General features: G+C 73.0%; 15 protein-coding genes. 10 read left to right on the top strand and 5 right to left on the bottom strand.

Annotation, left to right across the window (positions count from 1 at the left end; all coding sequences use genetic code 11):
* Window positions 1–172 precede the first annotated feature (172 nt).
* From DB32_RS05850 to DB32_RS05835, 4 genes are all read left to right on the top strand, one after another.
* Complete coding sequence (locus DB32_RS05850; RefSeq protein WP_240481161.1) at window positions 173–3,226, top strand: YbcC family protein; 3,054 nt, start codon at window positions 173–175, stop codon at window positions 3,224–3,226.
* Window positions 3,226–4,635 (top strand): proton-conducting transporter transmembrane domain-containing protein, encoded by a 1,410-nt coding sequence (locus tag DB32_RS05845; RefSeq protein WP_053231436.1) that lies wholly within the window; start codon window positions 3,226–3,228, stop codon window positions 4,633–4,635. Before DB32_RS05850 ends, DB32_RS05845 begins: the two co-directional genes overlap by 1 nt.
* Window positions 4,632–6,125 (top strand): complex I subunit 4 family protein, encoded by a 1,494-nt coding sequence (locus tag DB32_RS05840; RefSeq protein WP_053231435.1) that lies wholly within the window; start codon window positions 4,632–4,634, stop codon window positions 6,123–6,125. The genes DB32_RS05845 and DB32_RS05840 overlap by 4 nt, the downstream gene beginning before the upstream one ends.
* Window positions 6,126–6,186: 61 nt before the next feature.
* Window positions 6,187–7,446 carry a porin gene (locus DB32_RS05835; RefSeq protein WP_053231434.1) on the top strand — a complete coding sequence of 420 codons (1,260 nt, stop codon included), beginning with the start codon at window positions 6,187–6,189 and terminating at the stop codon, window positions 7,444–7,446.
* A 3-nt stretch (window positions 7,447–7,449) separates the two neighbouring features.
* On the opposite strand, the gene DB32_RS05830 is transcribed toward DB32_RS05835, so the two are convergent.
* The 4 genes from DB32_RS05830 to DB32_RS05815 all read right to left on the bottom strand — a co-directional run bounded on the left by DB32_RS05830 (window position 7,450) and on the right by DB32_RS05815 (window position 12,241).
* Window positions 7,450–8,862: an SCO family protein gene (locus DB32_RS05830; RefSeq protein ID WP_053231433.1), complete on the bottom strand. Its 1,413-nt coding sequence runs from the start codon at window positions 8,860–8,862 to the stop codon at window positions 7,450–7,452.
* A gap of 2 nt (window positions 8,863–8,864) precedes the next feature.
* Window positions 8,865–9,836, bottom strand: a complete 972-nt coding sequence (locus DB32_RS05825) for a hypothetical protein (RefSeq protein WP_053231432.1) — start codon at window positions 9,834–9,836, stop codon at window positions 8,865–8,867.
* Window positions 9,837–9,844: 8 nt separating this feature from the next.
* Window positions 9,845–11,170, bottom strand: a complete 1,326-nt coding sequence (locus DB32_RS05820; RefSeq protein WP_053231431.1) for a tyrosinase family protein — start codon at window positions 11,168–11,170, stop codon at window positions 9,845–9,847.
* A 105-nt stretch (window positions 11,171–11,275) separates the two neighbouring features.
* The gene (locus DB32_RS05815) at window positions 11,276–12,241 is read right to left on the bottom strand and encodes a DUF4202 family protein (protein WP_169791355.1); all 966 of its coding nucleotides are present in this window, start codon (window positions 12,239–12,241) and stop codon (window positions 11,276–11,278) included.
* A gap of 215 nt (window positions 12,242–12,456) precedes the next feature.
* Here DB32_RS05815 and DB32_RS05810 point away from each other — a divergent pair, with 215 nt between their 5' ends.
* The 6 genes from DB32_RS05810 to DB32_RS05785 all read left to right on the top strand — a co-directional run bounded on the left by DB32_RS05810 (window position 12,457) and on the right by DB32_RS05785 (window position 18,183).
* Window positions 12,457–13,323 (top strand): MBL fold metallo-hydrolase, encoded by an 867-nt coding sequence (locus tag DB32_RS05810; RefSeq protein ID WP_053231429.1) that lies wholly within the window; start codon window positions 12,457–12,459, stop codon window positions 13,321–13,323.
* Window positions 13,320–14,435, top strand: a complete 1,116-nt coding sequence (locus DB32_RS05805) for a CgeB family protein (RefSeq protein WP_053231428.1) — start codon at window positions 13,320–13,322, stop codon at window positions 14,433–14,435. Before DB32_RS05810 ends, DB32_RS05805 begins: the two co-directional genes overlap by 4 nt.
* 67 nt (window positions 14,436–14,502) lie before the next feature.
* Window positions 14,503–15,294 carry a nucleotidyltransferase family protein gene (locus DB32_RS05800; protein ID WP_053231427.1) on the top strand — a complete coding sequence of 264 codons (792 nt, stop codon included), beginning with the start codon at window positions 14,503–14,505 and terminating at the stop codon, window positions 15,292–15,294.
* Window positions 15,295–15,297: 3 nt separating this feature from the next.
* Window positions 15,298–16,122, top strand: coding sequence for a PIG-L deacetylase family protein (locus DB32_RS05795; protein ID WP_053231426.1), 825 nt, complete (start codon window positions 15,298–15,300; stop codon window positions 16,120–16,122).
* Window positions 16,119–17,171, top strand: coding sequence for a glycosyltransferase (locus tag DB32_RS05790; protein WP_053231425.1), 1,053 nt, complete (start codon window positions 16,119–16,121; stop codon window positions 17,169–17,171). The genes DB32_RS05795 and DB32_RS05790 overlap by 4 nt, the downstream gene beginning before the upstream one ends.
* Window position 17,172: 1 nt before the next feature.
* Window positions 17,173–18,183, top strand: coding sequence for a GNAT family N-acetyltransferase (locus DB32_RS05785; protein ID WP_169791354.1), 1,011 nt, complete (start codon window positions 17,173–17,175; stop codon window positions 18,181–18,183).
* 7 nt (window positions 18,184–18,190) lie between these two features.
* Here the strand turns inward: DB32_RS05785 and DB32_RS47985 are convergent, their stop codons facing one another.
* The gene (locus DB32_RS47985; RefSeq protein ID WP_053231423.1) at window positions 18,191–19,024 is read right to left on the bottom strand and encodes an HAD family hydrolase; all 834 of its coding nucleotides are present in this window, start codon (window positions 19,022–19,024) and stop codon (window positions 18,191–18,193) included.
* Window positions 19,025–19,083 lie beyond the last annotated feature (59 nt).

Below are 19,083 nucleotides of genomic sequence, written 5' to 3'. Positions count from 1 at the left end.
CGCTCGTGCCACGGCGAGATCTGCAACGAACCCGTGTAGATGCGCGTCGCTCGGAGGAGAAGCTCCCGGGGAGGATCTCCCCGCGGGGGAGGATCTCCCCGAGAGCGTCCTCGCGATCCCGCAGAGAACACGAGCAAACGCGCGGGCACGGTCGATGCTGAAGGGGGCGAACGTGAGCGCTCCCTCGGGCCCGCGGCCTCTCCCGGATCTCGACGCCCTGATCGACGACGCCCTCGAGCACGCCGCGCATCTCCTCCCTGCGCAGGCGCCCATCGGCGACTTCGTCCATCACAACACGCTGCACGCGCTGCAGCACCTCGAGTTCCACGACGCGATCGCGGCCGCGCACGAGACGCACGACGCCGAGGGCTACCTGGCGGAGGACGCGTATCGCAGAGCATGGCGCGACGGACGCATCGACGATCGCGACGTCGAGCGCGCGCTCGCGTCGCGCGCGCGCCGTGTGCCCGACGAGCGGCTCGTGTGGATCTCCCGACGCGAGCTCGAGCGCCTCGTGCTGCGCCACGGCGTGGACGCGGCGTCCGCGCAGGGGCTGCGGTGGGCGAGCGACGAGCTCGGCGCGACGCATCGCTTCCGCGAGGACGTGCCGAGCGACGTGCGAGCGCGCGTGATCGCGACGACGAGGAGCTGGCTCGTCTCGCTCGATGCGCGCGACGAGGCGTCGATCGATCGCGTGCTCGCGCCCGTCGTGCGGGTGGCCGCGATTCGCGCGGAGCTCGCGCGGGATCCCGAGCGCGCAGCGGTCGAGACGTTGTGGGCGGCGTGCCGTGCGCTCGCACCGGAGAGCGAGGATCGCGAGCGAGAGACGCTGCTCGCGCGCGTCGGTCACGATCGCACGCTGCGCGATCTGATGGTCGCGATCGGCGCGCCCGATCCCGCGATCCCGGCGAACGGCGAGCTGGTGCGCTTCCTCGGCGCGTTCCTCGATCGCGGCATGGCCCGCTGGCCGATGACGGGTCGCGACGCGGGGCTGCGCGCCTCGTACCGCGCGCACCTCGGCGTCGCTCCGGCGCTCCTGCCGCCGTGGCTGCGCGCGGTGTCGCGTCGCCTCGATGCCAGCGCCGAGTTGTCGACGAACGCGCTGATCACGTCGTGCCTGGAGGAGCTCGGCGTCGCGCACGACGCGTGGCACGACCACGTCGCGCGCGTGCTGCTCGTGCTGTCGGGCTGGAGCGGGATGGTCGCGCGCCTCGAGCGCGTGGAGCGGGATCCGCGCGCGTCGCTGCGCGAGCTGCTCGCGATCCGGCTGGTGCTCGATCTCGAGTGCCTGCGCGAGTCGGCGCGCGCGATCGGACATCGCGGACCGATCGCGCGACTGCCGGAGACGGTGCGGCGCACCAGGAGGCGCGACGAGCGACGGAACGCGCACGAGGGCGCGTGGCGGCTCTTCCAGCTGTGTCAGCTCGCGGGGATCGCGGCGCCCGCGCTGCTGCTCGCGGGCGCGGATCAGACCGCGCGGATCCTCGCGGCGCTCGACGAGTTCGACGCGATGACGCGCCGGCGCGTGCTGCACGAGGCGTTCGAGCACCACCACGCGCGCGAGGTGCTCGGTGCGCTCGCGGACAACGTCGCGCGTCCCGCGGATCTCGCGTCCGGGGCGCCGCGCTTCCAGCTCGCGTTCTGCATCGACGATCGCGAAGAAGGGATTCGCCGGCACTTCGAGGCGCTCGGGCCCGATCACGTGACGTTCGGTGTCGCGGGGTTCTTCGGGGTCGCGATGCAGTACCGCGGGCTCGACGATCCGACGCTGACGCCGCTGTGCCCGGTGGTCGTGCAGCCGTCGCATCGCGTCGAAGAACATCCGCTCGCGGAGCACGCGCCCGCGTCGGAACGCCGCCGGCGACTGCGCGCGTGGATCGCGTGGCTCCGTCACGAGATCGCCGACGCGTCGCGATCGATGGCGCGCGGCGCTGCGCTGACGCCGCTGGTCGGTCTGCTCGCGGCCCTTCCGCTCGCGGCGCGCGTGCTCTTCCCACGTCTCGCGCATCGCGCGGTGGAGCGCGTCGAGCGCTGGCTGCTGCCCGGTCCGCGCACCGCTCTCGCGCTGCAGCAGGAGCACCATCATCACGAGCACGCACCGAACGCGCTCGGGTTCACGCTCGCCGAGCGCGCCGATCGGGTCGCCGGGACGCTCGTGAGCCTCGGCCTGACGCGAGACTTCGCGCCGCTCGTCGTCCTGCTCGGGCACGGCGCGAGCACCGTGAACAACCCGCACCAGTCCGCGTACGACTGCGGCGCGTGTGGAGGTCGCAACGGCGGGCCCAACGCGCGCGCCTTCGCCGCGATGGCGAACGAGCCCGCGGTGCGCGAGGCGCTGCGCGCGCGGGGCATCGACATCCCCGAGAGCACGTGGTTCCTCGGGGGCCTGCACGACACCACGACGGACGGAATCACGCTCTTCGACGTCGAGCGCGTGCCTGCGGCCCTCCGCGCGGAGCTCGCTGCGCTGCAGCGCGCTCTCGACACCGCGCGTGCGCTCTCGGCGCACGAGCGCTGCCGCCGCTTCGAGCACGCGCCGCTGCGCCTCGATCCCGAGGCTGCGCTCGCGCACGTCGAGGAGCGGTCCGTCGATCTGAGCCAGGCGCGCCCCGAGCTCGGCCACGCGACGAACGCTGCGTGCATCGTCGGCCGGCGTTCGCTGAGCCGCGGGCTCTTCCTCGATCGCCGCGCGTTCCTCGTCTCCTACGATCCGACGCAGGACGACGCGCGCGGCACCGTGCTGGAGCGCATCCTCGCGGCCGTCGTGCCCGTCGGGGCGAGCATCAGCCTCGAGTACTACTTCTCGACCGTCGACGACGAGCGCTGGGGCGCGGGCACGAAGCTGCCGCACAACCTCGCGGGCCTGCTCGGCGTGATGGAGGGGACGACGGGCGATCTGCGCACGGGTCTGCCGCGACAGATGACCGAGGTGCACGAGCCCGTCCGTCTTCTCTGCGTGATCGAAGCGAGCCCCGACGTCGTGCTCGGCATCGCGGAGCGGCAGCCCGAGGTGAAGGAGCTCGTGACGCGCGGCTGGGTGCGGCTCGCTTGTCTCGATCCGACGACGCGCGTGATCTCGTGCCTCGGGCCCGACGGATTCGCGCCGTTCGAGCACGATGCGACCGCGCTGCCGGTCGTGAGGCGGGCGATGGACTGGTACGAAGGACGGAGCGGCTTCGTGCCGCCGGCGCGCATCGAGCGCGCGAGCGCAGCACGAGGAACGTGATGGATCTGGTCGCACCGACGCTGTCGGAGCTCCGCGTCGCGCTCGCGCTCGTCGTGGCGCTACCCGCGATCGCCGGAGGCGTGCTCGGCCTCGCGATGCTCGCGCGACGCGCGCCGAGCGAGGCGACGATCGGGCGCCTCGTGTCGTGGTCGATCGGCCTCTCGACCGTGCTCTCGGTCGTGCTGACCGGCGGGTGGATCGCGCTCGGCGCGACCGCGCGCGACGTGCACCTCGCGACGTGGTTCGCAGTGCCCGGCCACGCGTTCACGATCGGCGCGCTGCTCGACGCGCTCTCGCTGACGTTGACGCTCGTCACGAACGTCGTCTGCTTCCTCGTCGCGCGCTTCTCGATCCGCTACCTGCACCGCGAGCCCGGATACGCGCGCTTCTTCCTGCTGCTCTGTGTCTTCACCACGGGCATGCACGTGCTCGTGCTCGCGGGGAGCTACGACCTGCTCTTCGTCGGGTGGGAGCTCGTCGGGCTCGCGTCGGTGCTGCTGATCGCGTTCTTCTCGCATCGCAGCGGTCCGGTCGGCGGCGCGGTGCGCGCGATGATCACGTACCGCGTCGCCGACGTCGGGCTGCTCGTCGCCGGAATCCTGCTGCACCAAGCGGCGGGCTCGGCGGAGCTCGCGGACGCGTTCGCCGGCGGCGCGCACGGGCTGCATCACGCGCACGGCATCGCGAGCGCGACGACGATCGGGCTCCTCCTGCTCCTCGCGGTGCTCGGCAAGTCCGCGCAGCTGCCGCTCGGAGGATGGCTGCCGCGCGCGATGGAAGGGCCCACTCCTTCGAGCGCGCTCTTCTATGGCGCGCTCTCGGTCCACGCCGGTGTGTACCTGCTCCTGCGCTCCGCGCCGCTGCTCGAGGCGTCGCCCGTCGCGTCCGCCGCGGTCGCGATCGTGGGCGCGCTCACCGCGGTGCACGCGACGATGGTGGCGCGCACCCAGAGCGACGCGAAGAGCCTGCTCGCGTACGCGACCATCACGCAGGTCGGGTTGATGCTCGTCGAGATCGGCCTGCACCTCTGGACGTGGGCGCTGGTGCACATGGTCGCGCACGCGTTCCTGCGCCTGCTGCAGCTGCTGCGCACGCCCTCGGCGCTGCGCGACGCGCAGGAGATCCGCGCCGCGCTCGCGACGACCCCGGCGCCGCGACCGAGCCTCTGGGCGCGCATGCTCCCGGCGACGACGCTCGCGTGGCTGCAGCACCTCGCGCTGCGCCGCTTCTTCGTCGACGAGATCCTCGCGCGCTTCGTCGTCGAGCCGGTGATGCGCGCGTCGCGCGCGCTCGATCGCGTCGAGCGCCACGGCGTCGCGGCGCTGAGCGGTTGGACGCGCGCGAGCGAGCCAGTCGAGCCGCTGTCCGTGTCCGCGAGCCCGCGCTCGCACGAGGAGCCGCTGCCGTGAGCGCGCCGGTGCTGACGATCCTGATCGCGCTGCCCGCGCTGGGCGCGCTCGCGCTGCCTGTGATCCGCGACGAGCGCTCCGCGCGCGTCGCGTCGATCCTCGTCGCCGCCGCGACCTTCACGCTCGCCTCTGCGATCGCGCTCTCCTTCGCGCGCACGCCGGGCGCGCACCTCGTCGAGCTCGGGCCGTCCGTCCCGCTCGTCGGCGCGCGTTGGCACCTCGGCGTCGACGGGCTCGCCGCGCCCTTCCTGCCGCTCGCGTCGCTGCTCGCGCTCGGCGTGCTCGTCGCGGCGCCGCGCGAGGAGACGCGCCGCGGGTCGTCGGTCGCGGTGCTGCTCACGCTCTCGATGACGCTCGGCGTGTACCTCGCGCTCGACGTGCTGCTGCTCACGGCGTTCTGGATCGCATGCCTGGTGCCGGGCGCGATGGAGCTGCACCGCGCGCGTCGCATCGAGCTCGCGCGCATGGTCGACGTGTACCTCGTGCTCGGCTCGCTCCCGATCGTCGCCGCCGCGATCGTGATCGGGGTGTCGCGCGCGAGCGCGGGCGCCGCGCTGCCCTTCGATCTCGCGAACGCGTCGGCGGCCCCGATGCCTCCATCGGGCCAGCACGTCGTGTTCGTGCTGCTCGCGCTCGCCGTGCTGATCCGCAAGGCGATCACGCCGTTCCACTCGTGGATGCCGGTGCTGATCGAGCGCGGCCCGATCGGCATCGCGACGATGATCGCGGGCACGCACCTCGGCGCGTTCCTGGTCGCGCGCCTGATGATCCCGCTGCTGCCCGAAGCGGCGCGCGCCGATCTCCCGCTGCTCGCGGGGCTCGCGCTCGTGAGCGCGCTCTACAACGCGTTCGTCGCGCTCTCGCAGCACGACATGCGGCGCATGCTCGGGTTCGTCGTGACGAGCCAGCTCGGGCTCGTGCTGGTCGGGCTCGCGGAGGTCGACTCGAACAGCGTGCACGGCGCGATGCTGCAGATGGTCGCGGTCGCGATCACCACCGCGGGCATGCTCGTGATCGCCGGCGCGATCGGCGCGCGCTGCGGCACGACGGAGATGCGTCGTCTCGGCGGCCTCGCTGCTCGCTTCCCGCGCATGGCGGCCGCGTTCTTCCTGCTCGCGCTCGCCGCAATCGGCCTGCCGGGATCGCTCCAGTACGTCGCGGAGGATCTGCTGCTGCACGGGCTGCTCGACGGGCATCCTTTCGTCGCGACGGTGTTGCTCGTCGTGACCGTGCTCAACGGCATCACGCTGCTGCGCGCGTTCTTCACCACGTTCTACGGCGCGGCGCGCGAGCCGCGCCTCGTCGGGCCCGAGGTGCGCGACCTCGTCGCGCGCGAGCGCGTCGTGGTCCTCGCGGCCATCGCGATCGGCGTCGTCTCGGGCGTCGCGCCCGCGCCGCTGCTCGCGCTGCGCGCCGACGCCGTGCGCGCGCTCGCGATCGCGAGCGAGCACGCCGGGCCCGACGCGCCGACGATCGACGCGCCTCACTGAGCTCCGCTCCGCTGCGGTCCCGTCCGTCGCGTGCGACGGCGTCACTCCGTCCGAGGAACCCATGCTCACGCGAGTCTCGTTCGCGCTGGCGTTCGTGCTGGCGTCGTCGGTCCCGGTCCGCCCCGCGTCCGCGCAGCAGGTGCCGGTCGCCGCACCAGCGCCGCGAGATCCCTCCCTCGCTCGCGATCACGTCGAGCCCGCGAGCGCGGTCCCGGCGCCGCCACCGAGCGACCCGCTCACGCTCCACGCCACCGCGCCGGGCGTGGAGCTCGGCTTCTCGCCCGACGAAGGGGCGTTCGTGCGCAACGCCGATCGCTCGTTCTCGCTGCAGATCGGGCTGCTCGTGCAGGTTCGCTACCAGCTCTCGTCGACGCCCGATCCCGCGCGCGAGAGCGAATTCATCGTCCGGATGGTGCGCCCGCAGCTGCGCGGCACCGTGCTCGCGCCGTGGATCCGCTATGTCGTGCAGGCCGAGCTCGCCGGGACGGGCGCGCGCCTGCTCGATCTCCAGATCGACGTCCAGCCGCACGAAGCGATCGGCCTCCGCGTCGGCCAATTCCTCACGCCCTTCTCGCGCACGTTCACCACGCCCGTCCCGCGCCTGCTCTTCCCCGACTTCTCGATCGCGAACGACGCCTTCCGCGCCGACCGCGACACCGGCGCGATGATCTTCGGCACGCCCTTCGACGGTTTGTTCGAGTACGACGTCGGCGTCTTCAACGGAAACCGCATCGATCAGGGCGGCAACGACGACGACGAGATGCTCTACATGGCGCGCCTCGTCGCGAGCCCGCTCGGGCGTGTCGCGCTCGACGAGACGCCGGCCCTCGCCGCGCACGTGCCGTTCCGCGTCTCGATCGGCGTGAACGGATACCTCGGTGAGATCACGCGCACCGAGCCGCGCGTCGACGCGACCACCGGGCTTCCGACCACCGCGACGCTCGGCATCGAGCACCAGCGCACGCTCGGCGCCGACGTCGCAGCGCAGTGGGAGACGCTCGCGTTCCAGGCCGAGATCTACTACCGCGACGCGACGCTCGTCGACGGCACGACACGCGACGCGATCGGCGGGTACGCGCACCTCGCGTGGATGTTCTTCCGGCCGTATCTCGACGTCGCAGCGCGCGTGAGCGTCGTCGATCCCGACCTCGCGACCGCGGGCGACGTGCTGCGCGTCGTCGAAGGACTGATCGACTTCTACGCGCTCGGGAACCACTTGAAGCTGCAGCTGCGGTACGCGAACACGACCGACGAGCGCCAGCACGAGACGGCACGCGCGACGATCCACAGCGGGACGCTGCAGACCCAGCTCGCGTTCTGATCGTCAGCGCGCGAGCGCGAACGTTCGCGCCCGCTGGGTCGACGCGAGGAACGACGCGAGCCCCACGAGCGCCGCGCCGACGTAGAGCCACGGCGCGGGCGCGTCGAGCGCGCGTCCGAGCAGGATCGTCACCGTGCCCCCGACGCCCGCGAGCAGCGCGAGCTCGCGGCCCTTCGCCGCGCGGGTGACGCGCTCGAGCACGGCGAGGTGCACGACCAAGAGCGTCGCGAGCGCGGGCAGGAGCCACGGCAGGTACGGCAGCGCGCCGACGCCGACACCGCCGAAGAGGCCCGCGTAGCCGAGCCAACACGCGGGACATTTCGGGACGAGCGCGACCAGCATCGAGAGCCCGATCGACGCGGCGGGACGCGTCCATCGTCGCGATCGATCGGCGCGAGCGCGCTCCACGCATGCGAGGACCTCGGCGTCGTCCCAGCGCAGCCGCTGGAAGCTCGCGACGACGCGCCCACGAGCGTCCAGCACGTAGAGCTCGATGCGATGTCGGTTGACGATCGATCCCGCGTACCCGACGCCGAGGCGGAGATGACGGGCGACCTCGTCGAAGCGCTCCGGGTCGACGCGCAGGAACCGATTCGAGCCGTCGAACACGAAGCCCCGGCTCGCGCCGTACGTCTTCAGGAGCGCGGGCGTGTCGTGCGACGGGTCGTAGGAGATCGCCGACACGCGCACGGACTCTCCGAGCCCCGCGGCGCGCAGCGCGCGCTGCAGCCCGGCGAGGCGCGAGATCGTGAGCGAGCACTTGTTCGGGTTCTCGCAGCGCGTGTAGAAGAACGCGACGATCGACACTGCGCCGCGGAGATGCGCGCCGAGATCGAGCTCGGCACCGCTCTGATCCGTCGCGCGGATCCCGTCGAGCCGCGTGGGGTCGCGCGCCACGTCGCGCTCGTCGCGCATCGCGCTCGGCGCTCGACAACAGCCGTCGTCCGGCGGGTCCGCAGCTCGCGCCGCGAGGTCGGCGAGCGCGCGCTCGATCTCCTCGCACGCCGTGGTGAACCGCGGGAGCGCGCCTTCGATCTGATAGCGATCGAGGTCGAGCGCGTCGTCCCGCTGGCGAATGTTACGGAGCGCGCTGCGCAGCGGCTCGGCGAGCGCCGCCGAGGGTCGCGCGAGCCCGACGACGGCACGCGCCGCAGCCGCGACGAGATAGGCGTCGCGCCCGCTCTCGAGCTCCTCGAGGACGTACGGCAGCGCTTCTTCGGGCGTGCCCCGACGAGCGAGCGCGAGCAGCACGTACCCGCGGATGCGCGTGACCTGCCGCGTGCCGCGCCCTTCGTGCACCGACGCGGCCTCGTCGAGCAGCGAGAGCAAGAACGCCGTCCCGCGATCGGCGTCCTGTGAGCTCGCGTCGATCCGAGAGCGGACCTCCGCCTCGCTCGCCTCGGGACCGAGCGCCATCGCTACGGCCGGTGACGATCGCGATAGCCGCGCGCCATGCGCTGGAGCGGCGCGGACGTGCTCGCACCGGCGATCGCCGCGACGCGCGCGCGGAACTCGCCGTCCTCGGAGGCATCGGGCGGGCAGAGATGCTCGAGCGTGTTGAGGAGCGCCGCGCGCAGCTCGTCGTCCGCCGCGTCGTTCACCACGATCTCCTTCGCGAGCTGCGCCGCGAGCGCGGGGTCGAGCTGGAACAGCGCGACGGCGCACACGTGGCGGATCTCGGGATCTTCGGCGTCGTCGCGGACGCGCTCGGCCAGCAGCGCCTTCGACTCCGGATCGATCGCGAGGTTGCGCAGCGCCTCTTTCTTCGCCGCCGCGCTCGGCGGTCGCATCGCGATCTCCCGCAGCAGCGGCACGACGTCGGAGTGGAGATCGTTCGCGAGGTACTGGATCGCGAGCTCGGGCGCGACGATCGCGCGGCCCGGCTCGCGCAGTCCGTCGAGCAGTCGGCGCTGCACGTACTCGTCCTTGTCGAGGGCGAGATACTCCGCCGCGAACTGCCGCAGGAGCGCGTCGGCGTCGTCGAGCAGTCCGCGCAGCGCGTTCTTGTAGCGAGGGCGCACTGCTGCGAGGACCGACGAGCCGAAGTGCAGGCTCTGCATCGCGAAGAGCGCGGCGTGGCGCAGCTGCGACGGCGCGCTCGTGTCCTCGAGCACGCCGAGGATCTCGCGGAGCAGCGCGTCGTCGCGCAGCAGCCGCGTGCTGAGGCCGTTCAGCGCAGCGGCGCGCAGGAGCGGGCTCGCGGTGCCGTCGCGGAAGAGCGCGATCGCGCGCGCGATCTCGTCGTCGCCGGCGAACGTGCCGGTCGACGGCGCGGACTCGAGCCGCGTCGCCTCCGGCAGTGTCGCGTCGAAGAAGCGCGCCACGGCCTGCTCGCGATGGCGACGCACGACCTCGAGCTGTGCGAGCTGTTCGTCTCGGTATTTCGACATGGCGATGCTCAGGATTCGTAGGGGATGTCCGAATAGGAGAAGCCGAGCCCGACGCCGCCGAGGAGGCCTTGGTAGTCGAGCATGGCGCCGACGGTCGGAGTCGCGGACGGACCGAGATGCGCGAGCGTCGGAAACGGACCGCCCGGCGCGGTGCCCGGTCGCGGCGGCGTTACGGCGCCGTTCCACGGCCACATCGTGTCGCGCGTGTAGTCGCCGATTCCACCCTGCCCGCCGAGCGCGGGATCTCCATCTCCGACGTGCGGATAGGACTCGACTTGCGAGCTCGAGTGTCGTTTCGCGAGCCACTGCCAGCGAGCCCACAGGCGATCGACGTTGCAGTGGAGCATGAAGAAGAGCGGGTCGGCGGGCGCGGTCGAGGGGAACGCGATCTGCCCGATGAAGCTCACGTGCGCGGCGCCGTGCGGGTCGATCTCCATCACGCCGAAGTCGTCGAATCGGTGGGTGGCGGACCCCGGCGGCTTGCCGAGGTTGATCGTGTCGTCCTGTCCGTTGCTGATGGCGGCCGCGCGCTGCGTCCTCGGATCGAACGGCACGAGCCGGACCTCGCCCGCCGGGTCGCGCACCCGAGCGATGTTGTAGCGACGCACTCGAGGGTTCCCCGAGCCTGCGAGTCGATTGCGCCAGTTCACGAGCGGGTTCGTCGCCGTGAAGTCGACGACTCCGCTGCTGAGCGGCACACCGACGAAGTCGCGCGTGAACACGTTCGGCGCGGGGAGATCGAACCGCCAATACGGCACTGCGACGCTCGGATCGATGCGCTGGAGTCGGCGCTCGAGATCCAAGATGAACGCGCGGTGCCACGGCAGGAACGACGAGCGCTGATGGATCTCGGGATCCGTCAGCTCCGTGTGCATGTTCTGGATGTCGAGGAACGGAACGACCCCGCTCGCGTCCGGCATGTTGAGGCGGACCAGCGCGGACAGGAATCGATCGCGCTCGCTCGCGCTCAGGTCGTTCGCGTTCTTCCGGACGCGCACCATCACCGGCTTGCGGCCGAGCTCCGCGCCCGTCGCGCGATCCTCGACGACGATCGCGACGTCGCGATCGCTCGTGCTCGGATGCGGGAACTTGCCCGCGACCTCGAGCGCGACGAGCCCCGCGTTCGGAGGGAGCGTGACGTCGACCACGTCGGCGAGCGGGACGCTCGGCGCGATGCGGAACTGCAGTCGTCCTCCGCCGGGCGCCGACTCGCTGCGCACGCGCACAGCGCGCGGCGCGCTCTCGGCAAGCGCCAGCGTCAGCGGGGCCGGCGCCCACGTCAGATAGCTCGCGGCGGGGTCGGCGGTGCCGTGGACCAGGATCGTCAGGGTCATGTCGCTCCGACCCGAATGCGTGCATTCGAGTGGAGCGAGCATCGGAGATGGCAGCGCGTCGCGAAATCCCCCGATGCGGCGATCCGCTGGCGGGGACGCGCGCGCTCAGCCCGTCGCTTCGACCGCGCGGAACGGCGCGTCGATCACCTCGGCGACCAGCTGCGCGACGTCCGGGCGGAGCCGCACCTTCGGCAGCTCCGAGAGCGCACGCGCGCTCATGCGCGCGATCGTGTACGCGACCTTCTTCCGCGCGTGCGTCGTGCCGAAGTAGTCCACGAACCCCGGGCTGTTCAGCGAGAAGAAGCTCATCGCGTCGGCGTCGTTGATCAGCCGCACCTCGCGCGACGCACCGGGGGTCTCGCTGTTCTCGACGAGCTCCGCGACCTCGCGCGCGAGCGCTTCGCTGCCGCCCGCCGCGAGGACGATCGCCGCCGCGCGCGGCGCGCCGGCGCGCGCGTGCGCCTCTTTGTACGCGCGGTAGTCCGGCGCGTGCTGCTCGATGCGCGCGTCGGCCTCGCTCTCGAGCCGCTCGACGTCGTGGAGCAGCGCCGCGATCTGGCAGGCCTCGCTCGCGCCCGGATCGAGCCGGAGCGCCCACTGCCACGCATCGCGCGCGTGATCGAGATCGGCGCGCACCAGCGGGCGCGACAGATCGTGCAGCGCCGCGTGCGCATCGAGGATGCGGTCGAACCGCTCGGTCGCGCTCGCCGCGTTGCGACGCTCGATGCAGCGCTGGGCGCGCGTGAGCACCTCGCTCGCGAAGCGCACCGCGTGGCGCGCCGGCGCGCGCGCGACGAGCGGCCGTCCGGCCTCCACCGCCGCGTCGACGCGGCGATCGAACGCCCAGAAGTCGAAGCGCGGCGACACCCACGCGTCGTAGTCGACGTCGGGCTCCGCGAGGCTCGCACCGCGCGTCGCCGGGACGCGCACGACCGACACCTTCACGCTCGCGAAGTCGCGCTCGAGCGATGCGAGCTCGACGTGCGCAGTGCCTTCGATCTGGAGGGTGAGCTCGGAGAGCACGCGCCGTCGCGACGAGCCCGCGGAACAGCCAACGACTCGCTGCTGCATGGGGGCGCCGACGTCGCAACGCGCATGCCCGGCACGACGCGCCTCGGCTCGCAGCTCACGCCTGCAGCACTCGCCCATGTTTGCGGGCAATTCCGCGTGATCGTGCAGTTCGGGTATGTGCAGAGATGCCTCACGTGGGGCGCGCGCGCGACGTATTCACCGCGAGTCGGTCTGCGGGGCACGAGGGCACGAGCGCTGCACCACGCCGCGCTCCGATGCGCGCGCACCACTTCGCCGCAGGCACGATGTGCCCGCGAGGACGTCGACTGATCCAGGGCTCGGGCCCGCTGGCGGATCGCGCCGACATCGTCTGTCACTGCGTCCTGCTCGAGCTCCCCGATCGTCTCGTGCTCGTCGACACCGGGCTCGGGCGCTCGGACGTGCAGCACCCCGATCGGATGTCGCGCGTCATGCGCTCGCTGCTCCAGCCGCGGCTCTCGCTCGACGAGACCGCGCACTCGCGCATCCGCGCGCTGGGCTTCGATCCGCGCGACATCCGCGACGTCGTCGTCACGCACCTCGACTTCGATCACGCGGGTGGGCTCGCCGACTTCCCCCACGCGCGCGTGCACGTCTACGCGACCGAGCACGACGCCGCGATGGAGCGCACGACGCGCATGGGCCATCGACGGTATCGACCCGCGCAGTGGTCGCACGGGCCCGACTGGGTGCTCTACGAGACGCGCGGCGACGCGTGGTTCGGGTTCGAGGCGGTGCGCGAGCTCGAGGGTCTGCCGCCCGAGATCCTCATGATCCCGCTCTTCGGGCACACACCGGGTCACTGCGGCATCGCGTTCGAGTCGGCGGGCCGCTGGCGCCTTCACGCGGGCGACGCGTACTTCTTCCACGGCGAGATCGACCCGCGCGAGCCGCACTGCCCGCCCGCGCTGCTCGCCTACGAGGCGCTGATGGACGCCGACCGCGAGGCGCGCCTCGGCAACCAGGATCGACTGCGCAAGCTCGTGCTCGATCACGCCGATCGCGTCGACGTCTTCTGCGCGCACGATCCCGTCGAGCTCGCGCGCATGCCCAAGGCGGCTGCGCGCCGCCGCGGCGCGGATCGCCTGGAGGCGCGCCGATGAAGATCGTCGTCTTCGGGCTCTCGATCTCGAGCGCGTGGGGCAACGGACACGCGACGCTCTGGCGTGGCCTCGTGCGCGCGCTCGACGCGATGGGGCACGAGGTCGTCTTCTTCGAGAAGGACGTCCCGTACTACGCGCAGCACCGCGACGTCGACAAGCTCACCGGGCGCAGCCGGCTCGTGCTCTACGCCGAGCTCGCGCACGTCGAGACGCAGATCCGCAATCACCTGCGCGACTGCGACGTCGCCATGGTCACGTCGTACTGCCCCGAGGGCGCGCTGCTCTGCGAGCGCGTGCTCGCGTCGAGCGCGAGCGTGCGCGCGTTCTACGATCTCGACACGCCGGTCACGCTCGAGCGCCTGCACGCGGGCGAGCCCGTCCCGTACCTTCCGGCGCAGGGCCTCGGCGGGTTCGATCTCGTGCTGAGCTACACCGGCGGTCGCGCGCTCGACGCGCTCCGTCGCGAGCTCGGCGCGCGCCGCGTCGCCCCGCTCTACGGCAGCGTCGATCCCGAGGTGCACGCGCCTGCACCGCCGCGCCGCGAGTGGAAGGGCGACTTCTCGTACCTCGGCACGTACGCCGCGGATCGTCAGGCCGCGCTCGACGCGCTCTTCCTCGCGCCGGCGCGCGCGCGCCCCGATCTGAAGCTCGTGATCGGCGGCTCGATGTACCCCGAGGGGTTCCCCTGGCGCTCGAACATCTGGTACGTCGCGCACGTCCCGCCGCCGCTCCATCCCGCGTTCTACGCGAGCTCGCCGCTCACGCTGAGCGTCACGCGCGGACCGATGAAGGAGATGGGCTGGTGCCCGTCGGGGCGGCTCTTCGAGGCCGCCGCGTGCGGCGTCCCGGTGCTCAGCGACGAGTTCGCCGGGCTCGAGGACTTCTACACGCCGGGCTCGGAGATCCTCGTCGCGGAGGACAGCGACGACGCGATCTGCGCGATCGAGCGACCGCGCGAAGAGCTCGCGCGCATCGCGCGTCGCGCGAGAGAGCGGACGCTCGCCGAGCACACCGCCACGAACCGCGCGCGCGAGCTGATCGCGCGTCTCGAGGAGGCGCGCAGGCCGATCGTGCACGCGGCGCCGGACGAACGACGCGCCGCCGGGGCGTGACGCGCGGCCCTCGCGTGCTCACGCATCGACACCACGGGCGCGCGAGCGCGCTCACCGAGGAGGATCGATGACCTGGGGAATCGTGCCCGCCGCCGGCCTCGGCAGCCGCATCCAGCCGCTCGCGTTCTCGAAGGAGCTCCTGCCGGTCGGCAGCCGCCTCGAGGGCGGGATCGAGCGCCCGCGCGCCGTGAGCGAGTACCTCGTCGAGCGCATGATGATCGGGGGCGCGACGAAGATCTGCTTCGTCATCTCGCCCGGCAAGAGCGACATCGTCGAGTACTACGGAGGCCGCGTCGGTGGCGCGCCGGTCTGCTACGTCGTGCAGCCCGAGCCCAAGGGGCTCTGCGACGCGATCTTCCAGTCGCTCCCGCTGATCTCCGACGACGAGCCGGTGATCGTCGGGCTGCCCGACACGGTGTGGTTCCCCGAGAACGCGCTGCGCGCGCTGCCCGACGACGAGCTCTCGTTCCTGTGCTTCCCGGTCGACGAGCCGCAGCACTTCGACGCGGTGGTGAGCGACGAGAGCGGCGCCGTGCGCGAGATCCAGGTGAAGCGCGCCGACGCGTCGAGCCGGTGGATCTGGGGCGCGTTCAAGATGCCGGGGCGCGTGCTCTCGGAGCTGCACACGCTGTGGCAGGAGCCGGATCGCGGCGATCCGTACGTGGGCACGCTCGTCAACGAGTGGCTCGCGCGCGGAGGTCGTGCGCGCGCGGTGCACGCAGGGACGGGCTACGTGGACGTGGGCACGCTGCACGGCTATCGCGACGCGCAGCGGCTGCTCGACGGCCGCGCGCGCGAGGGCGCGCCGCGTCCCTTCGCCGCGTCGGCGCGCGTGCCCGGCCTCGCGGCGACGCGCTGACGGATGCCGGTCGACGCGCTGCTCGACGCGCTCGTGCGCGGCGCTCCGATCGCCGGGGTCTGCGCGGTGGTGGCGCATCCCGACGACGAGACCGCCTTCGCGGGGCTCTGCCTCGCGGATCGCGGCGATCACCTGCACCTCGTGCACCTCACCGACGGAGCGCCCGTCGACCCGTGGTTCGCGCGCAACGCGGGCTGCGACACGCGCGAGGCGTACGCCGCGCTGCGCGCTCGGGAGCTCGACGAGGCGCTCGCCGAGCTCGGCCTCGAGCGCACACGGCGCAGCGCGCTCGGGGTGCGCGATCAGGAGGCCGCGGACGCGCTGCCCGACCTCGCACGCGAGATCGCGCGGGTGATCGCGCACCAGCGACCTGCGCTCGTGATCACGCACGCGTACGAGGGAGGTCACCCCGATCACGATGCCGCCGCGTTCGCCGTGCGCGCGGCTCTCGATCTGTTGCCCGAGGACGTGCCGCGCCCCGCGCTCGCCGAGATGGCCTCGTACCACGCCGCGCCGGGCGAGCGCATCGCGCGCGGGCTCCTGCCGCGCCCCACCGACGCACGAAGGAGGGCGCGCGCGCCTACGCACGAGGAACGAGCGCGCAAGCACCGCGCGCTCGATCGCTTCGTCTCGCAGCGCGAGGTGCTGCGCGCGCTCGAGCCCGACGGAGAGCTGTTCCGTCCGGTGGCGATCGAGGACTTCGGCGCGCCGCCGCACGAAGGGACGCTCTACTACGAGCAGCATCGCTGGAGGCTCGACGGCGCGGCGTTCCGCGCGCGGGTCGCGCGCGCGGCGTCGGCCCTCGGTGTGCAGACGGTGCTGCCGTGAACGTGCTCTCGATCTCGTACGCGCTCGCGCCGGTGAACGCCGACGCGGTCGGCGGCGCGGAGGTGGTGCTCGCGCAGCTCGACGCGGCGCTGGTGCGCGCGGGTCAGGGCTCGATCGTGGTCGCGCCCGCGGGATCGCACGTCGAGGGCGCGCTCGTCGCGACACCGCCCGTGCCCGCGGTCATCGACGACGCCGCGCGGCACCGTGCGATCGACGCGAGCCGGCGCGCCGCGGAGTACGCGCTCGCGACGTTCACGATCGACGTCGTGATCGCGCACGGGCTCGACTTCGAGGCGACGCTGCCGGCGACCACCGTGCCGACGGTCGTGGTCCTCCACATGCCGATCTCGTTCTACGCGCCGGGAACGCTCGAGCGCGCGGCGGCGCGAACGAACGTGCACCTCGTGTGCGTCTCGCGCTCGCAGGCGGCGGACGTCCCGAGCGGCGTCCCGGTGCGCGTCGTCGAGAACGGGATCGACCTCGCGCGCTACGCGCCGCGCACGCACAAGCACGGCTACGCGCTCGCGCTCGGTCGGGTCTGCCCCGAGAAGAACCTGCCGGCCGCGATCGCCGCCGCGCGGCACGCCTCCGTGCCGCTGCTGATCGCGGGCGCGGTGTTCCCCTACGACGCGCACGAGCGCCACTTCCGCGACGTGATCGCGCCCGAGCTCGGCCGCGGCGTGCGCTGGCTCGGTCCGGTGCAGGGCGCGCGGAAGCGACGTCTGCTCGCGGGCGCGCGCTGCGTGCTCGTCCCGAGCCTCGTCGCGGAGACGAGCTCGCTCGTCGCGATGGAGGCGCTCGCGTCCGCGACGCCGGTGATCGCGTATCCGAACGGCGCGCTCGCCGACGTCGTCGAGGACGGGCGCACCGGGCTCCTCGTGCGCGATGCGCACGCGATGGGCGACGCGATCGCGCGCGTGCACGAGATCGATCCCCGCGCGTGCCGCGCCGCGGCGGAGGCGCGCTTCGATCTCGCCCGCACGAGCGCGCGCTGGGTCGATCTGCTCGCGCGGATCGCGTCGGGCCGCGAGGGCGAGCGTGCCGCGTGAGATGGAGCTCGCGCCCGCCGAGCCCGCGTTGCGCGCGACGTGGATCGACGACGTGGACGCGCTCGCCGCGCTCGCGCGCGAGTGGGACGCGCTCTGCGATGCGTGCCCGTGGTCCACGCCGTTCCAGCGCCCCGCGTGGGTGATCCCCGCGCTGCGGCACCTCGGACAGCGTGCGCGCGTCGTCGTGGTGCGTCGCGGGCGCGCGCTCGTGGGCCTCCTTCCGCTCGCCGAGCTCGAGAGCGAGCCCGGCACGTGGGCGCTCGCAGGCACCGGCCCGAGCGACGCGCTCGACGTGATCGCGCGCGAGCACGACGTCGCCCGCGCCGCGCTCGAGGCGGTGTCGGCGCGTCGCGCCGAGTGGCGCGTGCTCGAGCTGCACGAGCTCGCGGACGGCTCGCCGCTGCTCGCGGCCGCGCGCGCCGGTCACGCCGGTCGCGTGATCGTCGACGACGCGCTCTCGGTCTCGCCCGTCCTCGCGTGGCCCGAGGGCGCGGAGACGCTCGACGACGTGCTCTCCGCGTCGTGGGCGCGCCGCGTTCGTTACGATCGCCGGCGCGCCGCGCGCGAGTCGATCGTGCCCGAGGTCGCGCGCGAGCACCACGTGGACGAGGCGGTGGACGAGGCGCTCCGCGCGTGGCGCGCGAACCACGAGGCACGCTGGGCCGCGCGCGGCGAGCCCGGCGCGCTCACCGGACGCCACGCGTTCCTCGACGAGGCCGTCCCCGCGCTGGTGCGCGAAGGACGCGCGGAGCTCTGGTCGCTGCGCGCGCACGGCGCGCTCGCGGCGTCGTACCTCGTGCTGCGCGAGCGCGCGTGGGCCGGGCTCTACCTCGGCGGATTCGATCCCGCGCTCGCGCGCTCGAGCCCGCTGGTCGTGCTCATCGCCGAGATCGTCGAGCGCCTCGCGCGCGACGGCGTGCGCGACTTCGACTTCCTCCGCGGAGCCGAGCCCTACAAGTACCAGTGGGGCGCGCGCGATCGCGTGCTGCGACGCGTGCGCATCGAGCCGTGAGCGCGCGTCACAGCCAGCGGTGCACCACCTCGGCGACGCCGCCGCCGCTCTCGCTCGTCGCGCGCAGCACCTCGTTCGCGTGGCGCTTCACGTCCTGCGGCGCGTGCCCCATCGCGAACGAGCGACCCGCCCACGCGAACGCCGAGATGTCGTTGTACCAGTCGCCCACGTACGCGACGTCCGTGCGGCGCACGCCGAGGCGCGCCGCGAGCGCCGACAAGCCCGCGCTCTTGGTGCAGCCGCGCGCCTGCACGCGCACGCCCCACACCTCGTCGCTCCCCATCGGGAACGCGACGGCGCCCGCCGACGGCGGTAGCGACTGCCCGAGCTCGTCGAGCGCGTTGCCCGCGACGTCGCGGTTCCCGATGCCGAGCACGATCGCCACGTCGCGCAGCTCGGGCCACGCGAGCTCCTCGGGCGCGTGCAGCCGCAGCTCGGGCGACCACCCGATCACCCACGGCGCGAGCGACTCCGCGCCTCGCCGCGCGTGGATCGCCTCGTGCGTGAGCACGAAGGGCGTGAGCCTCCGATCGGAGAACACCGTGAGCGCAGCGCGTGTCGCCTTGCCGGGAAGGCTCTTGCGCGCGATCAGCTCGCCCGTCGCCGGCTGCACCAGCTGCGCACCATCCGCGCACACGATCGGTGTGTCGATGCCGACCTCGCGCGCGGTCGGGAGCGCGCCCGACGCGATGCGCCCGGTGACGATCGTGACGTACACGCCCGCGGCGCGTGCCTCGCGGATCGCGGCGAGATCCTCGGGCGCCACGGTGCGGTCGTCCTTCAACAGCGTGCCGTCGAGATCGACGGCGAGGATTCGATGTCGCGGTGCAGTGGCGTTCACGAGTACCTCGACGCGGAACCACGTTCCGCGAGTCTCGCCAGCACGCCGATCTCGATCCC

This window comes from Sandaracinus amylolyticus, from assembly GCF_000737325.1.
GTDB classification, from domain to species: Bacteria; Myxococcota_A; Polyangia; order Polyangiales; family Sandaracinaceae; genus Sandaracinus; species Sandaracinus amylolyticus.
This window is presented reverse-complemented; position numbering and strand designations above follow the sequence as displayed.